Origin of the sequence: Anabaena sphaerica FACHB-251 (assembly GCF_014696825.1) — a bacterium.
GTDB lineage: Bacteria > Cyanobacteriota > Cyanobacteriia > Cyanobacteriales > Nostocaceae > RDYJ01.
In genome coordinates this window covers 97128-116531 of record NZ_JACJQU010000004.1, presented here as the reverse complement: position 1 = coordinate 116531, position 19404 = coordinate 97128, and the positions used below count along the sequence as shown (strand labels likewise).

General features: G+C 39.3%; 15 protein-coding genes. 6 read left to right on the top strand and 9 right to left on the bottom strand.

Annotation, left to right across the window (positions count from 1 at the left end):
* Positions 1-3 precede the first annotated feature (3 nt).
* Positions 4-993, bottom strand: a complete 990-nt coding sequence (locus H6G06_RS09410; RefSeq protein WP_190559381.1) for an SPFH domain-containing protein — start codon at positions 991-993, stop codon at positions 4-6.
* A gap of 36 nt (positions 994-1029) precedes the next feature.
* Positions 1030-1464 (bottom strand): NfeD family protein, encoded by a 435-nt coding sequence (locus H6G06_RS09405; RefSeq protein ID WP_190559379.1) that lies wholly within the window; start codon positions 1462-1464, stop codon positions 1030-1032.
* A 387-nt stretch (positions 1465-1851) separates the two neighbouring features.
* Between H6G06_RS09405 and H6G06_RS09400 the strand changes: the two genes are divergently transcribed.
* Together H6G06_RS09400 and H6G06_RS09395 are read left to right on the top strand one after the other, a co-directional pair.
* The gene (locus H6G06_RS09400) at positions 1852-3822 is read left to right on the top strand and encodes a PP2C family protein-serine/threonine phosphatase (RefSeq protein WP_190559377.1); all 1971 of its coding nucleotides are present in this window, start codon (positions 1852-1854) and stop codon (positions 3820-3822) included.
* A gap of 91 nt (positions 3823-3913) precedes the next feature.
* On the top strand, positions 3914-4135 hold the full coding sequence (locus tag H6G06_RS09395) for a ferredoxin-thioredoxin reductase variable chain (protein ID WP_190559375.1): 222 nt from the start codon (positions 3914-3916) through the stop codon (positions 4133-4135).
* A 69-nt stretch (positions 4136-4204) separates the two neighbouring features.
* On the opposite strand, the gene H6G06_RS09390 is transcribed toward H6G06_RS09395, so the two are convergent.
* From H6G06_RS09390 to H6G06_RS09365, 6 genes are all read right to left on the bottom strand, one after another.
* Complete coding sequence (locus tag H6G06_RS09390) at positions 4205-4423, bottom strand: hypothetical protein (protein WP_190559373.1); 219 nt, start codon at positions 4421-4423, stop codon at positions 4205-4207.
* Positions 4424-4515: 92 nt separating this feature from the next.
* Entirely contained in the window at positions 4516-5307 is a 792-nt protein-coding gene (locus H6G06_RS09385) for a YdcF family protein (protein WP_190559371.1), read from the bottom strand.
* Positions 5308-5387: 80 nt separating this feature from the next.
* The gene (locus H6G06_RS09380; RefSeq protein ID WP_190559369.1) at positions 5388-5900 is read right to left on the bottom strand and encodes a hypothetical protein; all 513 of its coding nucleotides are present in this window, start codon (positions 5898-5900) and stop codon (positions 5388-5390) included.
* Positions 5901-6015: 115 nt separating this feature from the next.
* Positions 6016-7581 (bottom strand): bifunctional aminoglycoside phosphotransferase/ATP-binding protein, encoded by a 1566-nt coding sequence (locus H6G06_RS09375; protein ID WP_190559367.1) that lies wholly within the window; start codon positions 7579-7581, stop codon positions 6016-6018.
* 203 nt (positions 7582-7784) lie between these two features.
* Positions 7785-8081: a 50S ribosomal protein L25 gene (gene rplY / locus H6G06_RS09370; RefSeq protein WP_190559365.1), complete on the bottom strand. Its 297-nt coding sequence runs from the start codon at positions 8079-8081 to the stop codon at positions 7785-7787.
* A 106-nt stretch (positions 8082-8187) separates the two neighbouring features.
* Positions 8188-9522 carry an adenylosuccinate synthase gene (locus H6G06_RS09365; protein ID WP_190559363.1) on the bottom strand — a complete coding sequence of 445 codons (1335 nt, stop codon included), beginning with the start codon at positions 9520-9522 and terminating at the stop codon, positions 8188-8190.
* 141 nt (positions 9523-9663) lie between these two features.
* On the opposite strand from H6G06_RS09365, the gene H6G06_RS09360 reads away from it, so the two are divergent.
* From H6G06_RS09360 to H6G06_RS09345, 4 genes are all read left to right on the top strand, one after another.
* Positions 9664-12069: an MASE1 domain-containing protein gene (locus H6G06_RS09360; protein WP_199306635.1), complete on the top strand. Its 2406-nt coding sequence runs from the start codon at positions 9664-9666 to the stop codon at positions 12067-12069.
* 77 nt (positions 12070-12146) lie between these two features.
* A complete protein-coding gene (locus tag H6G06_RS09355; RefSeq protein WP_190559360.1) occupies positions 12147-12494 on the top strand; it encodes a hypothetical protein in 348 nt (115 codons plus the stop codon).
* Complete coding sequence (locus H6G06_RS09350) at positions 12487-16200, top strand: PAS domain S-box protein (RefSeq protein WP_190559358.1); 3714 nt, start codon at positions 12487-12489, stop codon at positions 16198-16200. The genes H6G06_RS09355 and H6G06_RS09350 overlap by 8 nt, the downstream gene beginning before the upstream one ends.
* Before the next feature lie 463 nt (positions 16201-16663).
* Positions 16664-18049, top strand: coding sequence for a diguanylate cyclase domain-containing protein (locus tag H6G06_RS09345; protein ID WP_190559356.1), 1386 nt, complete (start codon positions 16664-16666; stop codon positions 18047-18049).
* Between the two features lie 56 nt (positions 18050-18105).
* Here H6G06_RS09345 and H6G06_RS27020 read toward each other — a convergent pair whose 3' ends face one another.
* Positions 18106-19164, bottom strand: a complete 1059-nt coding sequence (locus H6G06_RS27020) for a sensor histidine kinase (RefSeq protein WP_199306634.1) — start codon at positions 19162-19164, stop codon at positions 18106-18108.
* Between the last annotated feature and the right edge of the window lie 240 nt (positions 19165-19404).

Genomic DNA, 19404 nt, shown 5'->3' with positions numbered 1-19404 from the left:
ACCCTACACCCTGCCACCTTGATCAAATATGGGATTGGAATTTGTTGGTACATCAGAGACAATAGAACGTATACCCTCTAAAGTAGCGGGGATAGTGCGGGGGTCCATAAACATCACCTTGCTACTATCGCTTTTACCAATTATTGAACCCATATCTAAATAACCCAAAGCCAATAGCACTTCCACCGCTTTCTGCGCTTCCGGGTTAGCTTTCATTTTTTGAGCCAGAATTTCAGCTGATTCAGCGATCGCCTGTGCCTTCAAAACTTGTTGTTGTCTTTCCGCTTGCGCTCTCAAAATAATCGCCTTTTGTTCCGCCTCTGCCTGTAAAATCACGGATTTTTGTCGAGCTTCTGCATCCAAAAGTTGAGCATCAGCCTTACCTCTAGCACTATTAACCGCAGATTCTCTATCCCCCTCAGATGTGAGAATTGATGCCCGTTTTCGCCTCTCCGCCGACATTTGCAATTCCATAGATTCTTGCACTGCCTTAGAGGGGATAATATCTCTCAATTCGACTCGTGTAACTTTAACACCCCAAGGGTCAGTAGAAATATCTAATTCTTGTAAGAGAATTTCATTAATTTGGGTGCGGGCGGTAAAAGTTTGATCTAACTCCAATTGTCCCATTTCTGAGCGAATTTGCGTTAAAACCAAGTTGACCATTGCCGATTGGAGATTTTCTACCTTATAGTAAGCCTTCTCCAAATCAACTATCCGCCAATACACGACCGCATCAACAGTGATAGAAACATTGTCACGAGTAATACATTGCTGTGGAGGAATATCTAAAACCTTTTCTCTGATAGTTTGTTTGTAAACAATGTTATCGAAAAAAGGATTAATCATATTCAAGCCTGGGCCAAGTTTCTTCTTATAACTACCTAAACTTTCTACCAAAGCTTCATCACCCTGATTAATCACTCTTATTGATTTCAGTACAGCAGTACCACCACCAAGAGTTAAAGCAAGCAACAATAAAAACTGATACATTTGTAAGCATCTCCTCAGTAGTAAGTAAATTCACAACTACGAATGCAAAACGTTTTCCGGCATGACAATTAACGTTGTACCTTCTCTGCTAACTACATAAACTGTTTGCCCTGGTGCTAAACTGATTTTGTGATCATCACATCTAGCGCGCCAAGAATTTCCCTCATATAGTACCCTTCCCACCTGTCCTGGTAAAATTTCTGTTAAAGTTTCCCCGATCACCGCATCAGTGATTTTAGACTTACGTGTTGGTGGTTGTAAAAACCTACGGGAAAACACAACTAGCAGACTGGAAAGCAACAGCCAGATCACAACTTGCAGCCATAAACTTCCCAAACCCAAGTAAGACATTAGCGCCACCACAAAGGCACTAATTCCCATCATGAACTGTACAAAAGCAGTTGGTAACAAAAGTTCCATTAAACACAGAACTATACCTGCTACTAGCCAAACTAAGGTAAAAATTTGCATAGCGCCATCCTAGACACTACATTTAATTTATCCCAATATTATTTTGTGATTAACTACATCTAGACAATCACTATTTACGGAAATCAAGGCTTGGAATTTCTCACAAGCAATTTTTGATTAAATTAAGTAACAACGTCTAACCGGAGATACAAGTAAGTCGGCGGGAAAAAACCGTAGACGCGTAGCGGCTTCTCGAAGAGTAGTATGTAACAAAAAGTAAATTCACCAAAACCCTCTTCCCCGTTCCCCGTTCCCTGTTCCCTGTTCCCTGTTCCCTTGTCATAACGACAATTTTTAACGCCCACTTACTTACACACAGTTTATTCTAAACTTCCAGTTCTTGACATCTAAAGTTAATTGAAATTCACTTTTATAATTTATACATTTATGATTTCTAAAGAGCGGATCATTCATTGCCCAAATCCAGACTGTGATCAACCCATTAATAATATAGGCGATCGCCTTTGTCAAACTTGTCAAACACCCATACTTTACCGCTATCTTTGGGCAACTGGCACAGTAGCAGCGACAATACCCCCAGAAACAAAAATTGCAGACAGATATGAGGTAATTACACAGCAAATTTGCCTGGATACTCAACCAGGACTACCACCAGACATGGTGTCAGAATTGCCACCAGCAGTTATTCCTTACCTAAAACTATATCCAGAAAGGTTGCACATCCCCCAGCCCTACGGATTCACGAGTTCTTTAAACGCAGACACAAATGATATTCTCTTATTAGAAAATGCCCCCATAGATGGTAAAGGGAATCTCTACCCCAGAATTACCGAAGTTTGGGAACAAGCAAAGGCCGTTAGGCAATTGTACTGGCTATGGCAAATTCTCCAATTGTGGAAACCATTATCAGAATTGGGAGTAGCCGCAAGCTTGGTATCACCAGATAATTTATTGATTCAAGGTTGGTGTGTAAAGCTGTTAGAACTGCATCAAACAACAGAAAAGCTAACCTTACAGGACTTGGGTGAGTCTTGGCAGTCATGGGTACTAGTAGCAAAAGCAGAAATAGCCGAAGGGTTAAGTTGCATCATCCAGCAGATGTGCCAGGGTGATCAAGATTTGGCCACAATTACCAATCAACTCAATCAATTATTACTGGCATCAGCAGCAGAAATGCCCTTAATGTTGAAAGTTGCAGGGTTCACAGATACAGGTCCTGTGATGAGACACAATGAAGATACCTGCTACCCCAGTAACTCTAGTGACTTAGATAACTATTTAAACCAACACTTATCAATAGTTTGTGATGGCATTGGTGGCCATGAAGGTGGAGAAGTAGCCAGTCAATTAGCAGTCCAGTCTTTGAAATTACAAATCCGTGCTTGGTTACAAGATGTAGCAGAACAAACAGAAATTGTCCCTCCGGACTTGTTGCAGCAACAGCTAGAAGCTAGTTTGCGTGTAGTGAATAATATGATTTGGTCTCGTAATGACGAACAACAGCGCCAAGGTAGAGAACGCATGGCCACCACTTTAGTCATGGCCATACAATTACCGCAACGCATAGTTACAAACACAGGATGGGAGTCGGAAAACGCCCATGAACTTTATTTAGCTAATGTTGGTGATAGTCGTGCTTACTGGATCACTCCCCACTATTGCCAACTACTAACCATAGATGATGATATGGCAACTAGGGAAGTCTGTTTTGGACAAAGTTTGTATCGTCAAGCAAATACAACACCTAATGCTCATGCCCTTACGCAAGCATTAGGGACAAAAGAAGCCGAATCTCTGCAATTTTCCATCAAACGCTTTATTTTGGAAGAAGACGGGATTTTATTACTTTGTTCCGATGGTTTAAGTGATCATGATTGGGTGGAAAAATCTTGGCAGGATTATGCAATTCCCCTATTAACAGGTAAACTTGCTGTGGAAGATGCTGCACGTAACTGGGTTAAATTGGCAAATGAAAAAAACGGTCAAGATAACACATCTGTTGTTCTCACTGTTTGCCACATTTCCCAAGCCTATTTAGTGCCTGTTAAAGCTGCACCACTAGTATTAGAATTAGAACCTATTCAACCAGAAGACGAACTAGCAATAACAGCACCAGAGGCAGAAACTTCAGAACTACAAGCAGCAACAGTTGATTCCTTAGCAGATAGTTCTCTAGCTTTATTGGATTTGGATCAAGCAGAGGAATCAGCCCCTACTGTAGTTAAAGAAGCAAATCGCGGTAAGCTGGTAGTTATACTGGGAGGGTTTTTAGCTTTGCTGGTAGGGGGTACAAGTCTGGGTCTATTTGCTTGGTGGCAACTTCAGCCCCAATCTTTTGGGCAGGTTTGTCGGCAACTTCCTCAACAATTACAGCAATTCTGCCCAAAGCGCGAATAAGCTATATTTCTCGACTGTAGAGATATGGTAAAATCAACCAAGCGAGGAAACCTCAGTAAACAAGCACAACTCAGGTATAAATAATAATAATATGAATATTGGCGATCGCGTCCGTGTAAAAGAGTCGGTAGTAGTTTATCATCATCCTGAAAATCGCAATCAGCCTTTTGATCTCAAAGGTACAGAAGGCGAAATTTCTGCTATTGTCACCCAATGGCAAGGTAGACCCGTAAGTGCCAACCTGCCGATTTTAGTCCAGTTTAGCAAAAAATTTAAAGCTCATTTACGTGAGAATGAATTAGAAGTTATTTAAATAGGAGTCAGGAGTCAGGAGTCAGAAGGCATAAGTCACAGATAACTGATAACTCACTACTGTATTCTTTTAGCGGCGAAAAAACCACCCCATAATATTCAGTTCGCCGCGCATTTTTTCTAATTCTCTACGGTTTTCGGCAGCGGTTTTGTAATACCAATCGCAATAAGTTTGAAATTCAGAACGGGTCTGAACTTCTTGGTAAAACTCTATAGTTGTTTGGTGAACTGCAAACACTTCCTCAACTTCCGGCTGAGATGATGGGACAATATATGGTAGTTCTTTCATGAGTAATTGGTAATTGGTAATTGGTAATAGTCAGAAGTTTTTGAATTTTGCTGGCGTAGCCTGCCGGAGGCAATATTGTGAATTTTGAATTTTTATAACCAACCTCGTAAGCTATAAATAAAACTGCCAATATATTCTTTTAAAGCAGTAGTAAATTGGTTCAAGTTATCAGTATCAGGTAATAAATTCAGTATAGCGGCTTTGGGCGTGCTGACTAGTTCTTGCAGTTCACCTTGGCTAACCAGAAAGTCGGTTGGTGCAGGAGTGACATCAATACCTTGACGTTGAAAAATTTTCAGCGATCGCGGTGTGTGCATTGCAGAAGTTACTAATAATACCTTTTTAATTCCGCGAGATTCCAGAATTTTCTTCACATTTACAGCATTTTGGTAGGTATTTAAAGAATCTGGTTCTTGAATAATCGCCTCTGAAGGAATACCAATAGATGTGAGGATAGTAGCCATATCTGCTGATTCTGGAGAACCACCACCACGCCAATCGATGCGGCCACCACTTAAAATGATTATAGGCGCTTTTTTTTGCCGATAGAGTTGAGCAGCATAAATAACGCGATCGCCCGATTCACTTAAATCCACAGTCGGACGAGGCCAAATACCTGATTTAGTCGCACCACCTAAAACCACAATAGCCTCAGCTTTTGGTATTTCCGTAGCAGGGATATTTTGCCATTCTAGCGATCGCACCAGATTCTTAGCCACCCAAGCATTACTACAAACCAGCAATAAAGTTAAAGACAGAGAAATACATATAGCCGCAATTTTTGGACGTTTCCACAAAGTTACCAAAGCCACGATTAAACTAATACTAGCTAATCCCAAAGGGTAAAAAAACAGAGGCAGTAATTTAGAAAGATATAGAAACATAATTCATAATTCATAATTGGTGATTGGGAAAATACAAATAATTTTCCCCTGCCCCCTGCCCCAGTCCCCAATTCCCAATCTTATCTTTGCCAAAAGCGAAAATTGAAACTTCCAGAAGCGCGACGATAGCGACGGGTAGGTATTCTTTTTTGCCTTTTGCTGCTTCTTTCATTAGGTTCGGCAATATCTGTTTTTTCTATAATTTCATCTGATAGCTGAGTTCTAGTTTCTTCCTTACTTCTCCACCAAGCAATAATCCAACCTCCACCTAAAGCTGATATTCCTCCAAATAAAATACTTATTGGTGCTGAATAACCGAGAAACAGGAAACTGAACATGAAAAATAACCAGTATTTCAGTGCTGCATCAATACCATCATTAGAAGCTACATCTGGTATTGGGGGGTTATTTTCGTTGACTGTTGTAAACCAACCTAAAGCAACACCACCCATAATACCCAAGAACAAACTTAGTATTAATGAAGCTCCCGTATAACCGAAAATAATAGTTAACAGAAACCCAAATACCAGTTGAGAAAAAAAGTTTGGCGAAGAAGATAATATTTCGCTGAGGATATTCTTGTTAGAAGCCATAATGTTAGGAATTCAAAATTAAGGAATAGGTGACAGGTGACAGGTGAGAGTCCAGAGGGAATTGAGAGTTATAGAGAGAAAAATTAATTCTTTTTCGTGACTCCTGCCTTCTGCCTTAAATCAATTCTTGTAATTGTGCCTCCAGTGGTTGAGTAGTATCCAATATTTTAATGTAAGGTTGTTCTTTGTCTGTGAACGGTTCAGCTTGGTTGAGTTGGGACACTAATAAATCGGCGGTAGCATCAGCAATATCACCAGTACGGTTGACTAAACGCTCTTGCAATACTTCTAATGGTGCAGTGCAGTGGATAATCTGTAATTGATGTTGAGTTGCCTGAGCAGTAGCTTGATCGCTACCTTTAGTCAGTGCAGCTATCGCTTCTTGGCGTAAATGCTGGCGGTCATATTTAGCATCTAAAATCACACGCCAACCTTGATTAGCCAGTGTAATTCCCAGTGTTAATAACCTATCATAAGTCTTTTGAGTCATCTCAGGTGTATATATTTCATCTCCACCACGTTCTAACAGAGGAATGCCAGCCAAATGCTTCCGCACCGCATCTGAGCGCAAGTGAACTGCTCCGAGTTGACGCGCTAAATACCTAGCTGTGGTACTTTTGCCAGAACCTGATAAACCTGACATCAAAATTACTTGTCCTTGCTTGGCTTTAGTATACTCCCAAGCTTGGTGATAATATGCAGATGCCGTTTTTGCGGCTTCTTCTTTTACCTCTGGGGGTACACTAGGATCATCTAATAAAAAGGAAGTCACCTTTGCCCGCACATAAGCTTGACGGCTTAAATACAAAGGTAACACCTGCAAACCTTCCCAATCTCCAGTTTGCTCAACATAAGCATTTAAAAAGGCATTACCTAAATCTTTTCTACCGCGTGCTTCGATATCCATCACCGTAAACGCCACATCATACATGACATCAACGAAGCGAAACGGCTCATTAAACTCAATGCAGTCAAACAGCATGATTTTATCATGCCAAAGAGCAATATTTCGCAGGTGTAAGTCGCCGTGACATTCACGGATGTAGTTATTGGCAATTCTGCTAGTAAATAATTCTGGACGATTAGCAAAAAATTTATCTGTATATTCTTTTGTTTCCGTAAATTGTTGCTGTGTTTGAGGTCCACCAATATACTTTAAAGTTTGTTCATAATTCTCATCAATAGCCAACCGCACTTGTGAGACTTCCCCAAAACTGCGAATGTAATCATTCGTCTGGGCTTTGGCATGATAATCAGCTACCACCCGTCCCAATTCTTGCAAGTGCATTTCATTTAACTTACTCTGGGCAAAAAGTTCACTAAATAGGGACTCTTGGGGAAACTGGCGCATTTTTAGTGCATATTCTACAATCTCTCCCGTTCCCTCTAAATGGTATTGTTCCCCTGTCAAAGTTATAGGTAAAACTTGCAAATACAATTCACCTGCGCCCCGCTGATTTAAACGTAACTCTTCCTGACAAAAATGTAACCGCTTGTCTAAGGTGGAGTAGTCTAAAAAGCCAAAATTCACAGGTTTTTTCAGCTTATAAACATAATCTCCAGTTAGCAACACATAAGAAACATGAGTTTGAATTAGTTGAATTGGTTCTGTCACCGCATGGGGATAAAATCCTGGCTGTAACATTTGTTCAATTAAAGCTGGAAGATTTGCTTCTGTCATCAGATTTATACTAGTATTGGATGTTAAATGTGGGATTTTTAGCCGCAGATAAGCACAGGTAAACCCATACAAGTATCGGCGGAGATAGTTTTAGAAAATATTAACCCTGATAGCTTAACAAAAAAACCAGGGGTTCAACCCTGGTTTAATCAGCAATTATGACAAAATTTAAGTGCTATTCACGATAAAATGCACACCATCTTTTAGGCTTTAGCAACAAAAAAACTCAGATGGTAAGGTGTACCCTTGGCTGGGTGAATCTGAACTTCGCGGAGGACGGTTTTACCAGTCCACTGAAGTTCAGGAATATTGAGTTCAATTTCAGTCTTATTGGGAGCAGCTTGTTTGAGCAAGCGTTCCACGGTTTTCGCATCAACTACCAAAGAAATGGATTCAGTGCCGTTGTGGCCGTACAAATTAGCGGGGATTAAACCAGAACGGCGCAAAGCCTTGGGCTTGCTACCTTCTGGACGTTTTTGAGATTCTACTGTAATAGCCATACTACTTTTAATGTGTTAGTTGTTAGTTGTTTGTTGTCAGTTGTTAGTTGTCAGTTATCAGTTGTTAGTTGCTAATGACTAATGACTAATGACTAATGACCAATGACTAAACAGCAACTTGTTTACCGTCTGGTTGCAAAAGAGCGCGTTTTGGCCCGTGAATCGGGTCTTCGACAATGATAGTTTGATCACGACTTGCTCCCAAGGAGACGATCGCAATCGGGACTTCCATTAATTCTGCTAAGAATTTTAGATACTCCAGTGCTTGCTTTGGCAAGTCTTCCAAACGACGGCACTCAGTGGTTGATACCTGCCATCCTGGTAAAGTTTTATAGATGGGGCGACAACGGGCAAACTGACGGGCGCTAGTGGGGAAGTTTTCGCAGCGTTGGCCATCAATTTCGTAAGCCACACAAACTTTGATTTCTTCTAACTCATCTAGGACATCGAGTTTGGTAAGTGCCATACAATCCATACCGTTAATACGGACTGCATAACGACCAATTACCGCATCAAACCAACCACAACGGCGCTTTCTGCCTGTAGTTGTCCCAAATTCCGCACCGCGATCGCCTAACAATTCGCCAATTTCCCCATCCAGTTCTGTGGGGAACGGTCCTTCACCTACTCTGGTGGTGTATGCTTTGGATACCCCGATCACCCGATCTATCATTGTCGGACCAAGACCGCTACCCACGCAAGCACCCCCAGCTACAGGATTAGAAGAGGTGACATAAGGATAAGTCCCATGATCTAAATCCAGCAGAGTCCCTTGTGCGCCTTCAAACAAAATGTTACGTCGTTTTTGCACCGCATCATATATTTTAAATGATGTGTCTATCACAAAAGGACGTAATCGTTCTGCATAGCCTAGATACTCCTCAATCACCGCTTGGGGGTCAAGGGGAGGAACATCATACAACTTTTCTAAAATTGTGTTTTTATAATTTATCGTCCATTCCAACTGCTCACGCAATCCATCCGGGTCCATCAAGTCTAACATCCTGATGCCTATCCGTTCTGATTTATCCGCGTAGGTAGGACCAATACCTCTACCAGTGGTACCAATTTTATGACTTCCCCGACGTTCTTCTGATGCCTTATCGATTAACCGATGGTAAGGCATGGTGACGTGAGCCGTCTCTGATATCACTAGATTAGCGGTAGAAATATTTAATTCTTCAAGTTGGTCGAGTTCTTTTATCAAAACCTGTGGATCAATGACTGTCCCACAGCCGATAATACACTCAGTATCCGGATACAATATACCAGAGGGAATTAAGTGCAGTTTAAATGTCTGACCTTGGACTACTATTGTATGTCCAGCGTTAACTCCCCCCTGGTAACGTACCACGACATCTGCGGAGCGGCTGAGTAAGTCAGTTATTTTACCTTTTCCTTCATCGCCCCACTGGGCACCTATGACAATGACGTTAGCCAAGAGATTATATTAAAGGGTAAAGTTTCCACAAATATCAATTATTAACAGATTTTTTAGCTTTTGTCAAGAAATTGGGGATCAGGGACTAGGGACTGGGGACTGGGGACTGGTAATATTTGACTATTGCCTATTTTTTTGTCTATGAAGATTTTTCAACGTTTCGGTATCGACTACAAAAACCCTCGTTGGTGGTTTGATGTCTTAATTATTGCCATGAGTTACTATATCGTCTCTTGGCTGGTTTTGAAAAAAATGTCTGTGCCGGCTTTTGGTACTCCTGTTTGGCCAGGTACGGGTTTTGCTGTGGGCTTTTTGTTGCTTTGGGGGCGATCGCGTTGGTTTGGGGTATTCTTAGGAGCAATGTTAGCTAATTCCATCGGCATTAAAAATATAATTTTAGCTTTGATTGGAGGTATTGGTACTACTATTGGCTCACTAATTTCTGTAACACTCATACTGCGATTAACTCGAACCAATTATCCTTTTAATCAAGTTAGAAACGTAGTCGTTTTCTCGCTTTGTAGTTTGTTCACTGGCACTATTTTTCAATCATTGTTAGGTGCAATTACAGTTTGTTTAGGTGGTTATGAACCTTGGAATAAATATTTAGAAATTGCCTTGGGCTGGTGGGTTGGTGATTCTATAGGAATTTTAGTATTTGCTCCACCTATTTTAATTTTGGCTAAAAAGAGACCTGATGTTGCAGCTAAATCTTGGCTAACCGAGGAAATGTTAGTTACAGTAGTTATTTTATCTATAGTTAGCTATTTAACTTTTATTCAACCACAACCATTAGAGTATTTACTATTACTGCCTTTGTTTTGGTCTGCTTTTCGTTTTAGTAGCAAAGTCACTACTTTATTAGTGGTAATTATATCTATAGTAGCTTCTGCTGCTACGAGTTATGGATTAGGAGTTTTTTACGATGCAGCTTTGAAGAATCATTCAATTTTATTATTACAACTGTTTATGGGCGTAATATCTGTGACTACGATGGTGATGTTAGCTATTGTCACAGAAAACCACCAATATAGGTTAAATCTCAAAACAGCTAATACAGAATTAGAACACCGCGTTTTTGAACGCACTAGAGATTTACAAGAAAGTGAAGCTAAAGCACAGGAACTAGCTACCAAAGCCGAAGCAGCGAACCAGGCCAAAAGTGCGTTTATTGCCAATATGAGTCATGAGTTGCGATCGCCCCTCAATGCTGTAATCGGTTTTTCGCAATTGATGTTACGTGCTAACAATCTTCCCGCAGACCAGTATGAAAATGCAGGTATTATTTATCGTAGCGGTGACTATTTATTAACTCTAATTAATCATGTTCTTGATCTATCCAAAATTGAAGCCGGCAAAACAACCCTAAATCCACAAGACTTTGACCTCTATCGCTTACTTGATGATTTAGAAGATATGCTGCATCTGCGGGCTACCCAGGCAGGATTAGAATTGATATTTGAGCGGCATGAAAATCTCCCCCATTATATCTGCACTGATGGGGTAAAACTGCGTCAGGTCTTAATAAATTTACTCAGCAATTCCATTAAATTCACCTCTGTGGGTCAAATTACTGTTTATGTCTTTCCAGGAGAACAAGAAACAATAGATGTTTTTAATCTCCATTTTCGGGTGCGTGATACTGGGGTAGGAATTGCCCCAGCAGAACTACCTAAACTGTTTGATGCTTTTACCCAAGCGGAAGCGGGAAGAGAAATGCAAGAGGGAACAGGTTTAGGTTTAGCTATCAGTCGCAAATTTGTACAATTGATGGGAGGTGATATTTCCGTAGAAAGTGAGTTAGGAAAAGGGACAACTTTTCAATTTTATATTCAGGCAAAATTAGGTCAAGCAACAAACAGCAATAATGTGGAAGAGCGTCCAAGGGTGCTGGGACTAGTTCCTGGTCAACCTACATATAAAATATTAGCAGTAGATGATAAACCTATTAATCGTCAATTATTAATTAAGCTTTTAGAACCGTTGGGTTTTGAAATGAAAGAAGCTGGTAATGGCCAAGAAGCGATCGCTATTTGGGATGAGTGGGAACCACATTTAATTTGGATGGATATGCGGATGCCTGTGATGGATGGTTATGATGCCACAAAACATATTAAATCTACTACAAAAGGTAATGCTACTGCTGTGATTGCCTTAACAGCAAGTGTTTTAGAAGAGGAAAAAGCCATAGTGCTTTCTGCCGGTTGTGATGATTTTCTGCGTAAACCTTTTGCAGAACATACGATTTTTGATGCACTTGCTAAACATTTAGGTGTAAAATATATCTTTGCAGAAACACAAGCAGTCACCTGGGATAATGTAGCGGAAAGCCCCTTGACATCGGAAAATTTAACCTGTATGTCTGGAGAATGGATTACTCAATTATACGAGGCTGCTCTTGAGGCTAATACTAACTTAGTCTTGGAACTGGTAAGAGAAATTCCAGAAACAGAAACTCGTTTGATTCAATCTTTAACAAAACTTGTACGTCAATTTGAATTTGAGCAGTTGGTTGACTTAGCCGAAACCTTGATAAGCAATGATTAGCGATCACATCGGTTAGTTGGTTATCTTTTCTACGTCCGTGGGCAAAAAGCGTTATAATTTACTTTTCTTTACATACTTTGGTTTTTTGCACTTTTCTACTTAAACCTTTTGCAGAACATACGATTTTTGATGCACTTGCTATACATCTGGGTGTAAAATATATATTTGCTCTAACTAATTCCTCTAACTGCGATGTGATCGGAGAAATACCTTTAATATCTGCTCACCTAAATGATATGTCTCAAAAATGGATTAATAAGCTATATAAAGCTGCCCTAGATGCTCATACCTACTTTGTTATAAAATTAATTGAAGAAATTACCAAAAGAGAAACTCGTTTAATACAAACCTTAATAAAAATTGCCCATCAATTTGAATTTGAACAGTTGGTTTATTTAGCAAAACCCCGGATAAGCAATGATTAGCGATTCTCCTCAGGAGAGGCTACACAAACTTCCCAATCAATCCAAAAAATTCAGACAAATACCTCTAAGATTAGTTTTAATTATCCCCTTTGTCGTGCAAATTGTTGGGGCAGTTGGGCTTGTGGGCTATTTGTCATATCGTGGTGGACAAGAGTCAGTTAATCAACTAACGGCAGAAATTCGCACCCAAACTACAAATAATGTAGTCCAGTATTTAGATCACTATTTAGCCACACCAGTTTTAATTAATCGTATTAATGCGGATAATTTTCGTTTAGGATATCTAAAAATTGAAAATACATCTCAACTAGAGCAGTATCTCTATACTCAACTGCAACAGTTTCCTACAGTTAGCCACATTATGGTAGGGACACAGAAGGGTGTTTTTAGGGTTGCAAATCGTCATCCTTCTCCCAGCCTAGTAATGTCAAATCCTAGCAAATCTTCACAACTTTATGTTTATCAGGTTGATGAAAATGGCAAAAAAATCGGATTAATTGAAACCCTTGAGCAATTTGATTTAAAATCGCGTCCTTGGTATCGGGTTGCAGCAGAAGCGGGCAAACCTGTGCAAATACCAATCTTTCAACTTGCGGATAATTCTGATCTTTCTCTCAATAGTAGTCATCCCATTTATGAACCAAAAACGGGTAAATTATTAGGTGTTTTTTCGGCTGCATCCGATCTCAGTCTATTGCGGAAATTTATGCTTGGTTTGCAGATTGGAAAAACAGGACGAGTATTTGTCATAGAGCGCAACGGCTTATTAATTGGTACGTCAACCAATCAACTACCTTACACGAAAAAAAAGTATAATGGCAAAATTCAGTTAGAACAGATTAAGGCAATTGATAGTGAAGATATATTAATTCAAGCAACAAGTCGCTATTTGTTGAATAAATTGGGCGGTTTTGAGGGAATTAAAAAAACCTTACAATTAGATTTTTTGATTGGTAATAATCGAGAACGTCAGTTTGTACAAGTGGTTCCCTATCAAGATGATTTAGGCTTAGATTGGTTAGTTGTTGTTGTCGTTCCTGAGTCTGATTTTACAGCAGCAATTAAAGCTAATAATAACCAGACAATTTTATTATGCCTGCTGACATTTTTAACAGCCACAGGAATAGGTATTCTGACAGCACGCTGGATTACTCATCCTATTTTGCAATTCAGTCAAGCTAGTCAGGCTATAGCAAAAGGAGAATTCAATCAGTCTTTATCAGAAAATCACATAATTACAGAAATTATGACTTTATCCACATCTTTTAATGTGATGTCTGAGCAAGTCAAACAATCATTTGAACGAGTAGAAATTGCTTTGCAAGAATCAAGAGAAAAATATAAAACTATCTTTGAAATCTTGCCAGTAGGAATTTTGATTACCGATGCTGAGGGCAAAATAATTGAAGGTAATCCCAGTTTAGAAAAGATTTTAGGTATTTCTCCGCAAGAATATATTGAACATCTCAAGGATGCAACCGCTTGGCAAATTATTCGTCCTGATGGTTCACCTATGCCACCAGAAGAATTTGCCAGTGTCCGAGCATTAAAAGAAAATCGTTTTATTGATGATGTTGAAAAAGGTATTATTCAAGCAGATGGAAGTATTCATTGGCTAAGTGTTAGTGCTGCACCTATTCCTTTAACAAATTATGGTGTAGTGATCGTCTATATAAATATTACTGATCGCAAACAATCAGAATTAAAAACATGGGGAGTTCAGAATTTCCTCAACTCGATTATTGAAAATATTCCCAACATGGTCTTTGTGAAAGATGTTGAAAATCTGAAATTTGTGAGTTTTAACAAAGCCGGTGAAGAATTACTAGGCTATCCTAGAGAAGCATTAATCGGCAAAAATGACTATGATTTTTTTCCCCCAGAGGAAGCAAAATTTTTTATTGCTAAAGATCGAGAAGTTCTGAAAAATAGAACAGTTATAGATATTCCTGAAGAATTTATTCAAACGAGATATCAAGGTACTCGAATTTTACATACTAAAAAAATCCCCATCTTTGATGAATCTGGTCATCCTAAATATTTGTTAGGGATATCAGAAGATATTACTGAACAGCAAGCTGCACTGCATGAACGCAAAAAACTAACTGACGACTTGCTCAGTAAAACTGAAGAATTAGAGAGTTTTTTCAACACCAGTTTAGATTTACTCTGTATTGCGGATTATGACGGTTATTTTCGGAAGTTAAGCTCATTATGGGAAGTAGTTCTTGGCTATTCTATTGAGGAATTAAATGAGCATAGGTTTCTCGATTTTGTTCATCATGAAGATATTGAAGCCACTGTTGAAGCAATAAAGACACTTGACAAGGGAAAAGATGTCTTAAACTTTACCAATCGCTATAGAAAAAAAGATGGTTCATATATTTATCTAGAATGGCGTTCAACTCCTAAAAACAAACTTATTTATGCAGCAGCTAGAGATATCACTGATCGCAAACAAACAGAAATTGCTTTAGCAGCCGCAAAAGAAGCCGCAGAAGCAGCTACTAAAGCCAAAAGTCAGTTTCTGGCTAATATGAGCCACGAAATTCGTACTCCCATGAATGGTGTGTTGGGTATGGCTCAGTTACTTTCAAGTACCAATCTTTCTGAAGAACAACAAGATATTGTCCAAACTATTCGAGATAGTGGCGATACTCTTTTAGTTATTATTAATGATATTCTTGATTTTTCGAGACTTGAATCAGGAATGTTGCAATTAGAGCAACTTCCTTTATGTTTAAAAAATATAATTACTTCCGTCTGCAATTTACTAAAGAAACAAGCTCTAACCAAAGAAGTTAACCTTGAGTATTCGATTGCTCCTGATATTCCTATTAACATTTTAGGTGATAGTTCTCGTCTGCGGCAAATCCTCTTAAATTTAGTCGGCAATGCGATTAAATTTACTAATCATGGCAGTATTTATATATCAGTTGTAAGGAATAAATCACAGGAAAATAGACAATTAGAATTAATGATTTCTATTCAAGATACAGGGATTGGTATTGATAGAGATCGCCTGCATCTACTATTTCAACCATTCACTCAAGCTGATGCTTCCATTAGTCGTAAATATGGCGGTACAGGTTTAGGTTTAGCCATTAGTAAGAGCTTGGTTAGTTTAATGGGAGGTACAATTTGGGTAGAAAGTCTAGGTAATATTGGTGGTACAGTTCCTGAGCATTGGGTTTTAGATGCAGAAAAAACACAAATTCAAGGTTCAACTTTTTATTTTACTTTTATTACTAAAGAAGTTTTAGATTATGAAAAATTCCCCAAAGATTCTCCCGAAAATTCTCAGCAAGAAGCACAAAGCAATAAGTCTCAAATAAAAATCCTTTTGGCAGAAGATAATAAAGTTAATCAAAAAGTTGCTACTTTAACACTGAAAAAGCTCAACTATCATGCCGATATTGCTAACAATGGTTTAGAAGTATTAGCAATGTTAGAAAAAGAAGTTTATGACGTAATTTTAATGGATATGCAGATGCCAGAAATGGATGGTATCACAACCACAAAAATAATTCGTCAATCTGACAAAGCTCAACCTTATATTATTGCTTTAACTGCTAATGTTTTAGAAGAAGATCGACAAATATGTTTAGAGGTGGGTATGAATGATTTTATTAGTAAACCCATTGCCATACCAGATATTACCAAGGCCCTTTCAGAATATTTACAAAGCCATAGTGATGATAGGTAACAGGTTTGACATTATTTGATGATTTTCTGGGTAAATATTTTGCAAAACATACGATTTTTGATGCACTTGTCATACATCTGGGTGTAAAATATATATTTGCTTTGCTTAAACTAGTTCCTCTGACGGCGATGATACTGGAGAAATCCCTTTGATATCTGATCACTTAACTGATATGCCTCAAGAATGGACTAATAAGCTATATACAGCACTTCCCGGTGTTATGAGGTACACTTCTAGCCGTCAAGATGCCCATACCACAAGAGTTTCATGATTTAAGTTTGTACCTCAAAAGAGCGGAATCTGCTGTAAAGCTGCCCTAGATGCTCATACCCACTTTGTCATAAAATTAATTGAAGAAATTACCAAAACAGAAAATAGTTTAATACAAACCTTACTTAATAAAAATTGCCCGTCAATTTTAATTTTAACAGTTGGTTGATTTAACCGAATCCTTAGATAAGCAATGAATCTTGATTTAGAAAAAGAAAATAAAGGTAACATTCTCCTAGTCGATGACATTCCAGAAAACCTACAATTACTAAGCGATCTGCTCATCAAACTCGGCTACACTGTTCGCAGCGTCACCAGTGGGCGCATGGCACTGAAAACGGTGAAAGTGAAGCGACCAGATGTCATCCTCTTAGATATTAAGATGCCAGAGATGGATGGCTATCAACTTTGTCAAGCTCTCAAAGCAGATGAGGATTTCCGTAACATTCCCGTTATTTTCATTAGTGCTTTAGATGAAGTTTTTGACAAAGTAACTGCCTTTAATTCAGGTGGTATAGACTACATCACCAAACCTTTTCAGATAGAAGAAGTAGTAGCACGTCTGGAAAATCAGTTAATCATTCAACGTCAGCAGCGGCTTCTGGAACAAGAAATTAATTACCGCAGAGAAACACAAGAGGTACTTTATCAATCTAGGGCATTGCTCTCTAGTGTGTTGAATAGTTCCCTTGATGGTATTGCGGCCATGCAGGCTATCCGTGACCCGTCCACCGGCGATATCGAGGATTTTCGCTGTTTAGTCGTCAACCCGGTGATTGCTAAGGTCTTTCAACGTAGCCGGGAAGAGATGATTGGCAAATTGGTACTGAAAAAATTTCTTACCAATATTGAGCCAGAACTTTTTGAGAGTTTCGTGGAAATTGTCGAGACAGGAGAACCTCTAGAACGGGATTTTTACTATCCATCAGGAAATTCTGATTGGTATCACTTTGTGGCAGTAAAATTAGGTGATGGTTTTGCTATTACTATACGTGACATCACCGCACGTAAACAAACTGAAATAGCTTTGCAAGATGCCAATCAAAAACTAGAACTGCTGGCAAATCTAGATGGCTTAACTCAAGTGCCTAATCGTCGCTGTTTCAATAATCGCCTAAAAAGCGAATGGCAGCGTCTAGCACGCGAAAAGCAGCCACTTTCTCTAATTTTATTTGATATTGATGCCTTTAAACGCTACAACGATTATTATGGTCATCTAGCGGGTGATGATTGCTTATTAAATATTGCCCAGGCAGTGTATAAATTTATTCGTCATGAAGATATGAGTCGTCCTGTTGATTTAGTGGCGCGTTACGGTGGGGAAGAATTTGTAATACTCCTGCCGAATACGGATTTAGTAGGAGCGATTAAGGTAGCATCTAGAATTCAAAAAGTAATTCATAATCTGGGGGTTCCCCATACAGATTCTAATGTCAGGGATATCGTCACTGTGAGTTTAGGAGTTGCTTCACTCATACCAACGCTGGAAGTTCAACCAGATACACTGGTAGCCTGTGCAGATAAAGCTTTATACGATGCTAAACAACAGGGGCGCGATCGCTATGCTTTTAATCATTAACAAGATGCCCAAATTATAGGGGTTAATTAACAGTAGCCCAAAAGCTAACAAATGCGTTAGCTTTTTTGGATCGCAAGTTTAGGCAACTTAACGATAAAGCTTGTCCCCTTGTACTCGGCACTTTCAACTTCAATCGTCCCCTGATGCGCCTCAATAATACTCTTTGCTAAAAATAATCCTAATCCCCATCCTGTTTGATCCTCAGCAGAGGTGGTTCGACGAAATTGTTGAAATAAGATTGATTGAGCGTCTGAAGAGATTGGATTACCTTCGTTGTGAATAATCAGACTGATCTGCGTTCCAATTTGCTCAAGCGTGAGTGTAATTGGCGTATTAGCAGCACCATACTTCACGGCGTTAATAGCTAAGTTTTCAATTACCCGTTGCATCTGTTTACGGCTGCAATTGCTTTTAATAGCAGCATTAGAAACTACAACAAACCGATCTCCATAAGCAAAGCTCAAATCCTCCACTACCTCCAGAAGGAGGCTGTCTAAGCTGCATTCTTCAAATTCAAACTTTAAGCTTTGCCCTGCCCGCAGCCGACTAGCATCGAGCAGGTTTTGGATCATCGAATTCAAACGCTCGATTGCTTTTAGCATTGTCACCGCGATATTCACATGGGAGTCTCCTTGGTCAAGCCGACGCAGAGTCAGGTGAGTACCCATTTTTATGACATGGAGTGGGTTTCTGAGATCGTGAGTCAGTGTCACCATAAATAACTCTTGAATATCTCGCAACGTCTGGGAAAATTGAGTTGCCGCATCGTTAACCGCTTGCTCAATGGAGTCGATAATAATATCTCGTTCCCTCACCTCTAAAGTCGCTTCTTCTTCTAGAATCTGAAATATGACTTGACGGAGAATGTGGTACTCAAAAATGAGTTGAGTCATCGAGTAGTCGGCAAAACCTGCCCGCTCATGTCCATGCAGTTTACCAATCCGAGTGCTTTCTAGTTTATCGGTTTTTATTCTGGCTGGTGTCCTTTCAATCTTCGTTGACAGTTCATCCACCAATTGCTCTAGATACTGAGGTAGCGAATTTTGTAGCATCAGAGAGTCCTGATGCATTGATGCACCAACTTCATCACGCGCCCGCTCTTCCCACCTCTGCATAATTCTTTCAGCATTTTGCTTAAGACACTTAGACGTTTGGTTAGACATATATTATAAAAACACCAAAAAGGGAAGAATAAAGCCATCGTTCATTTGGAAGAAGAAAGTAGACACAAATCTAAGAAATTAAAAAGGAGAACTCAACTTTCATTAAAATGATTGTGACAGATGGAATGTAGTTAATCGTGTAAATCCTTAAATCCTGATATGGCTTGCGCCACGCTACCAGATACTTTTGCG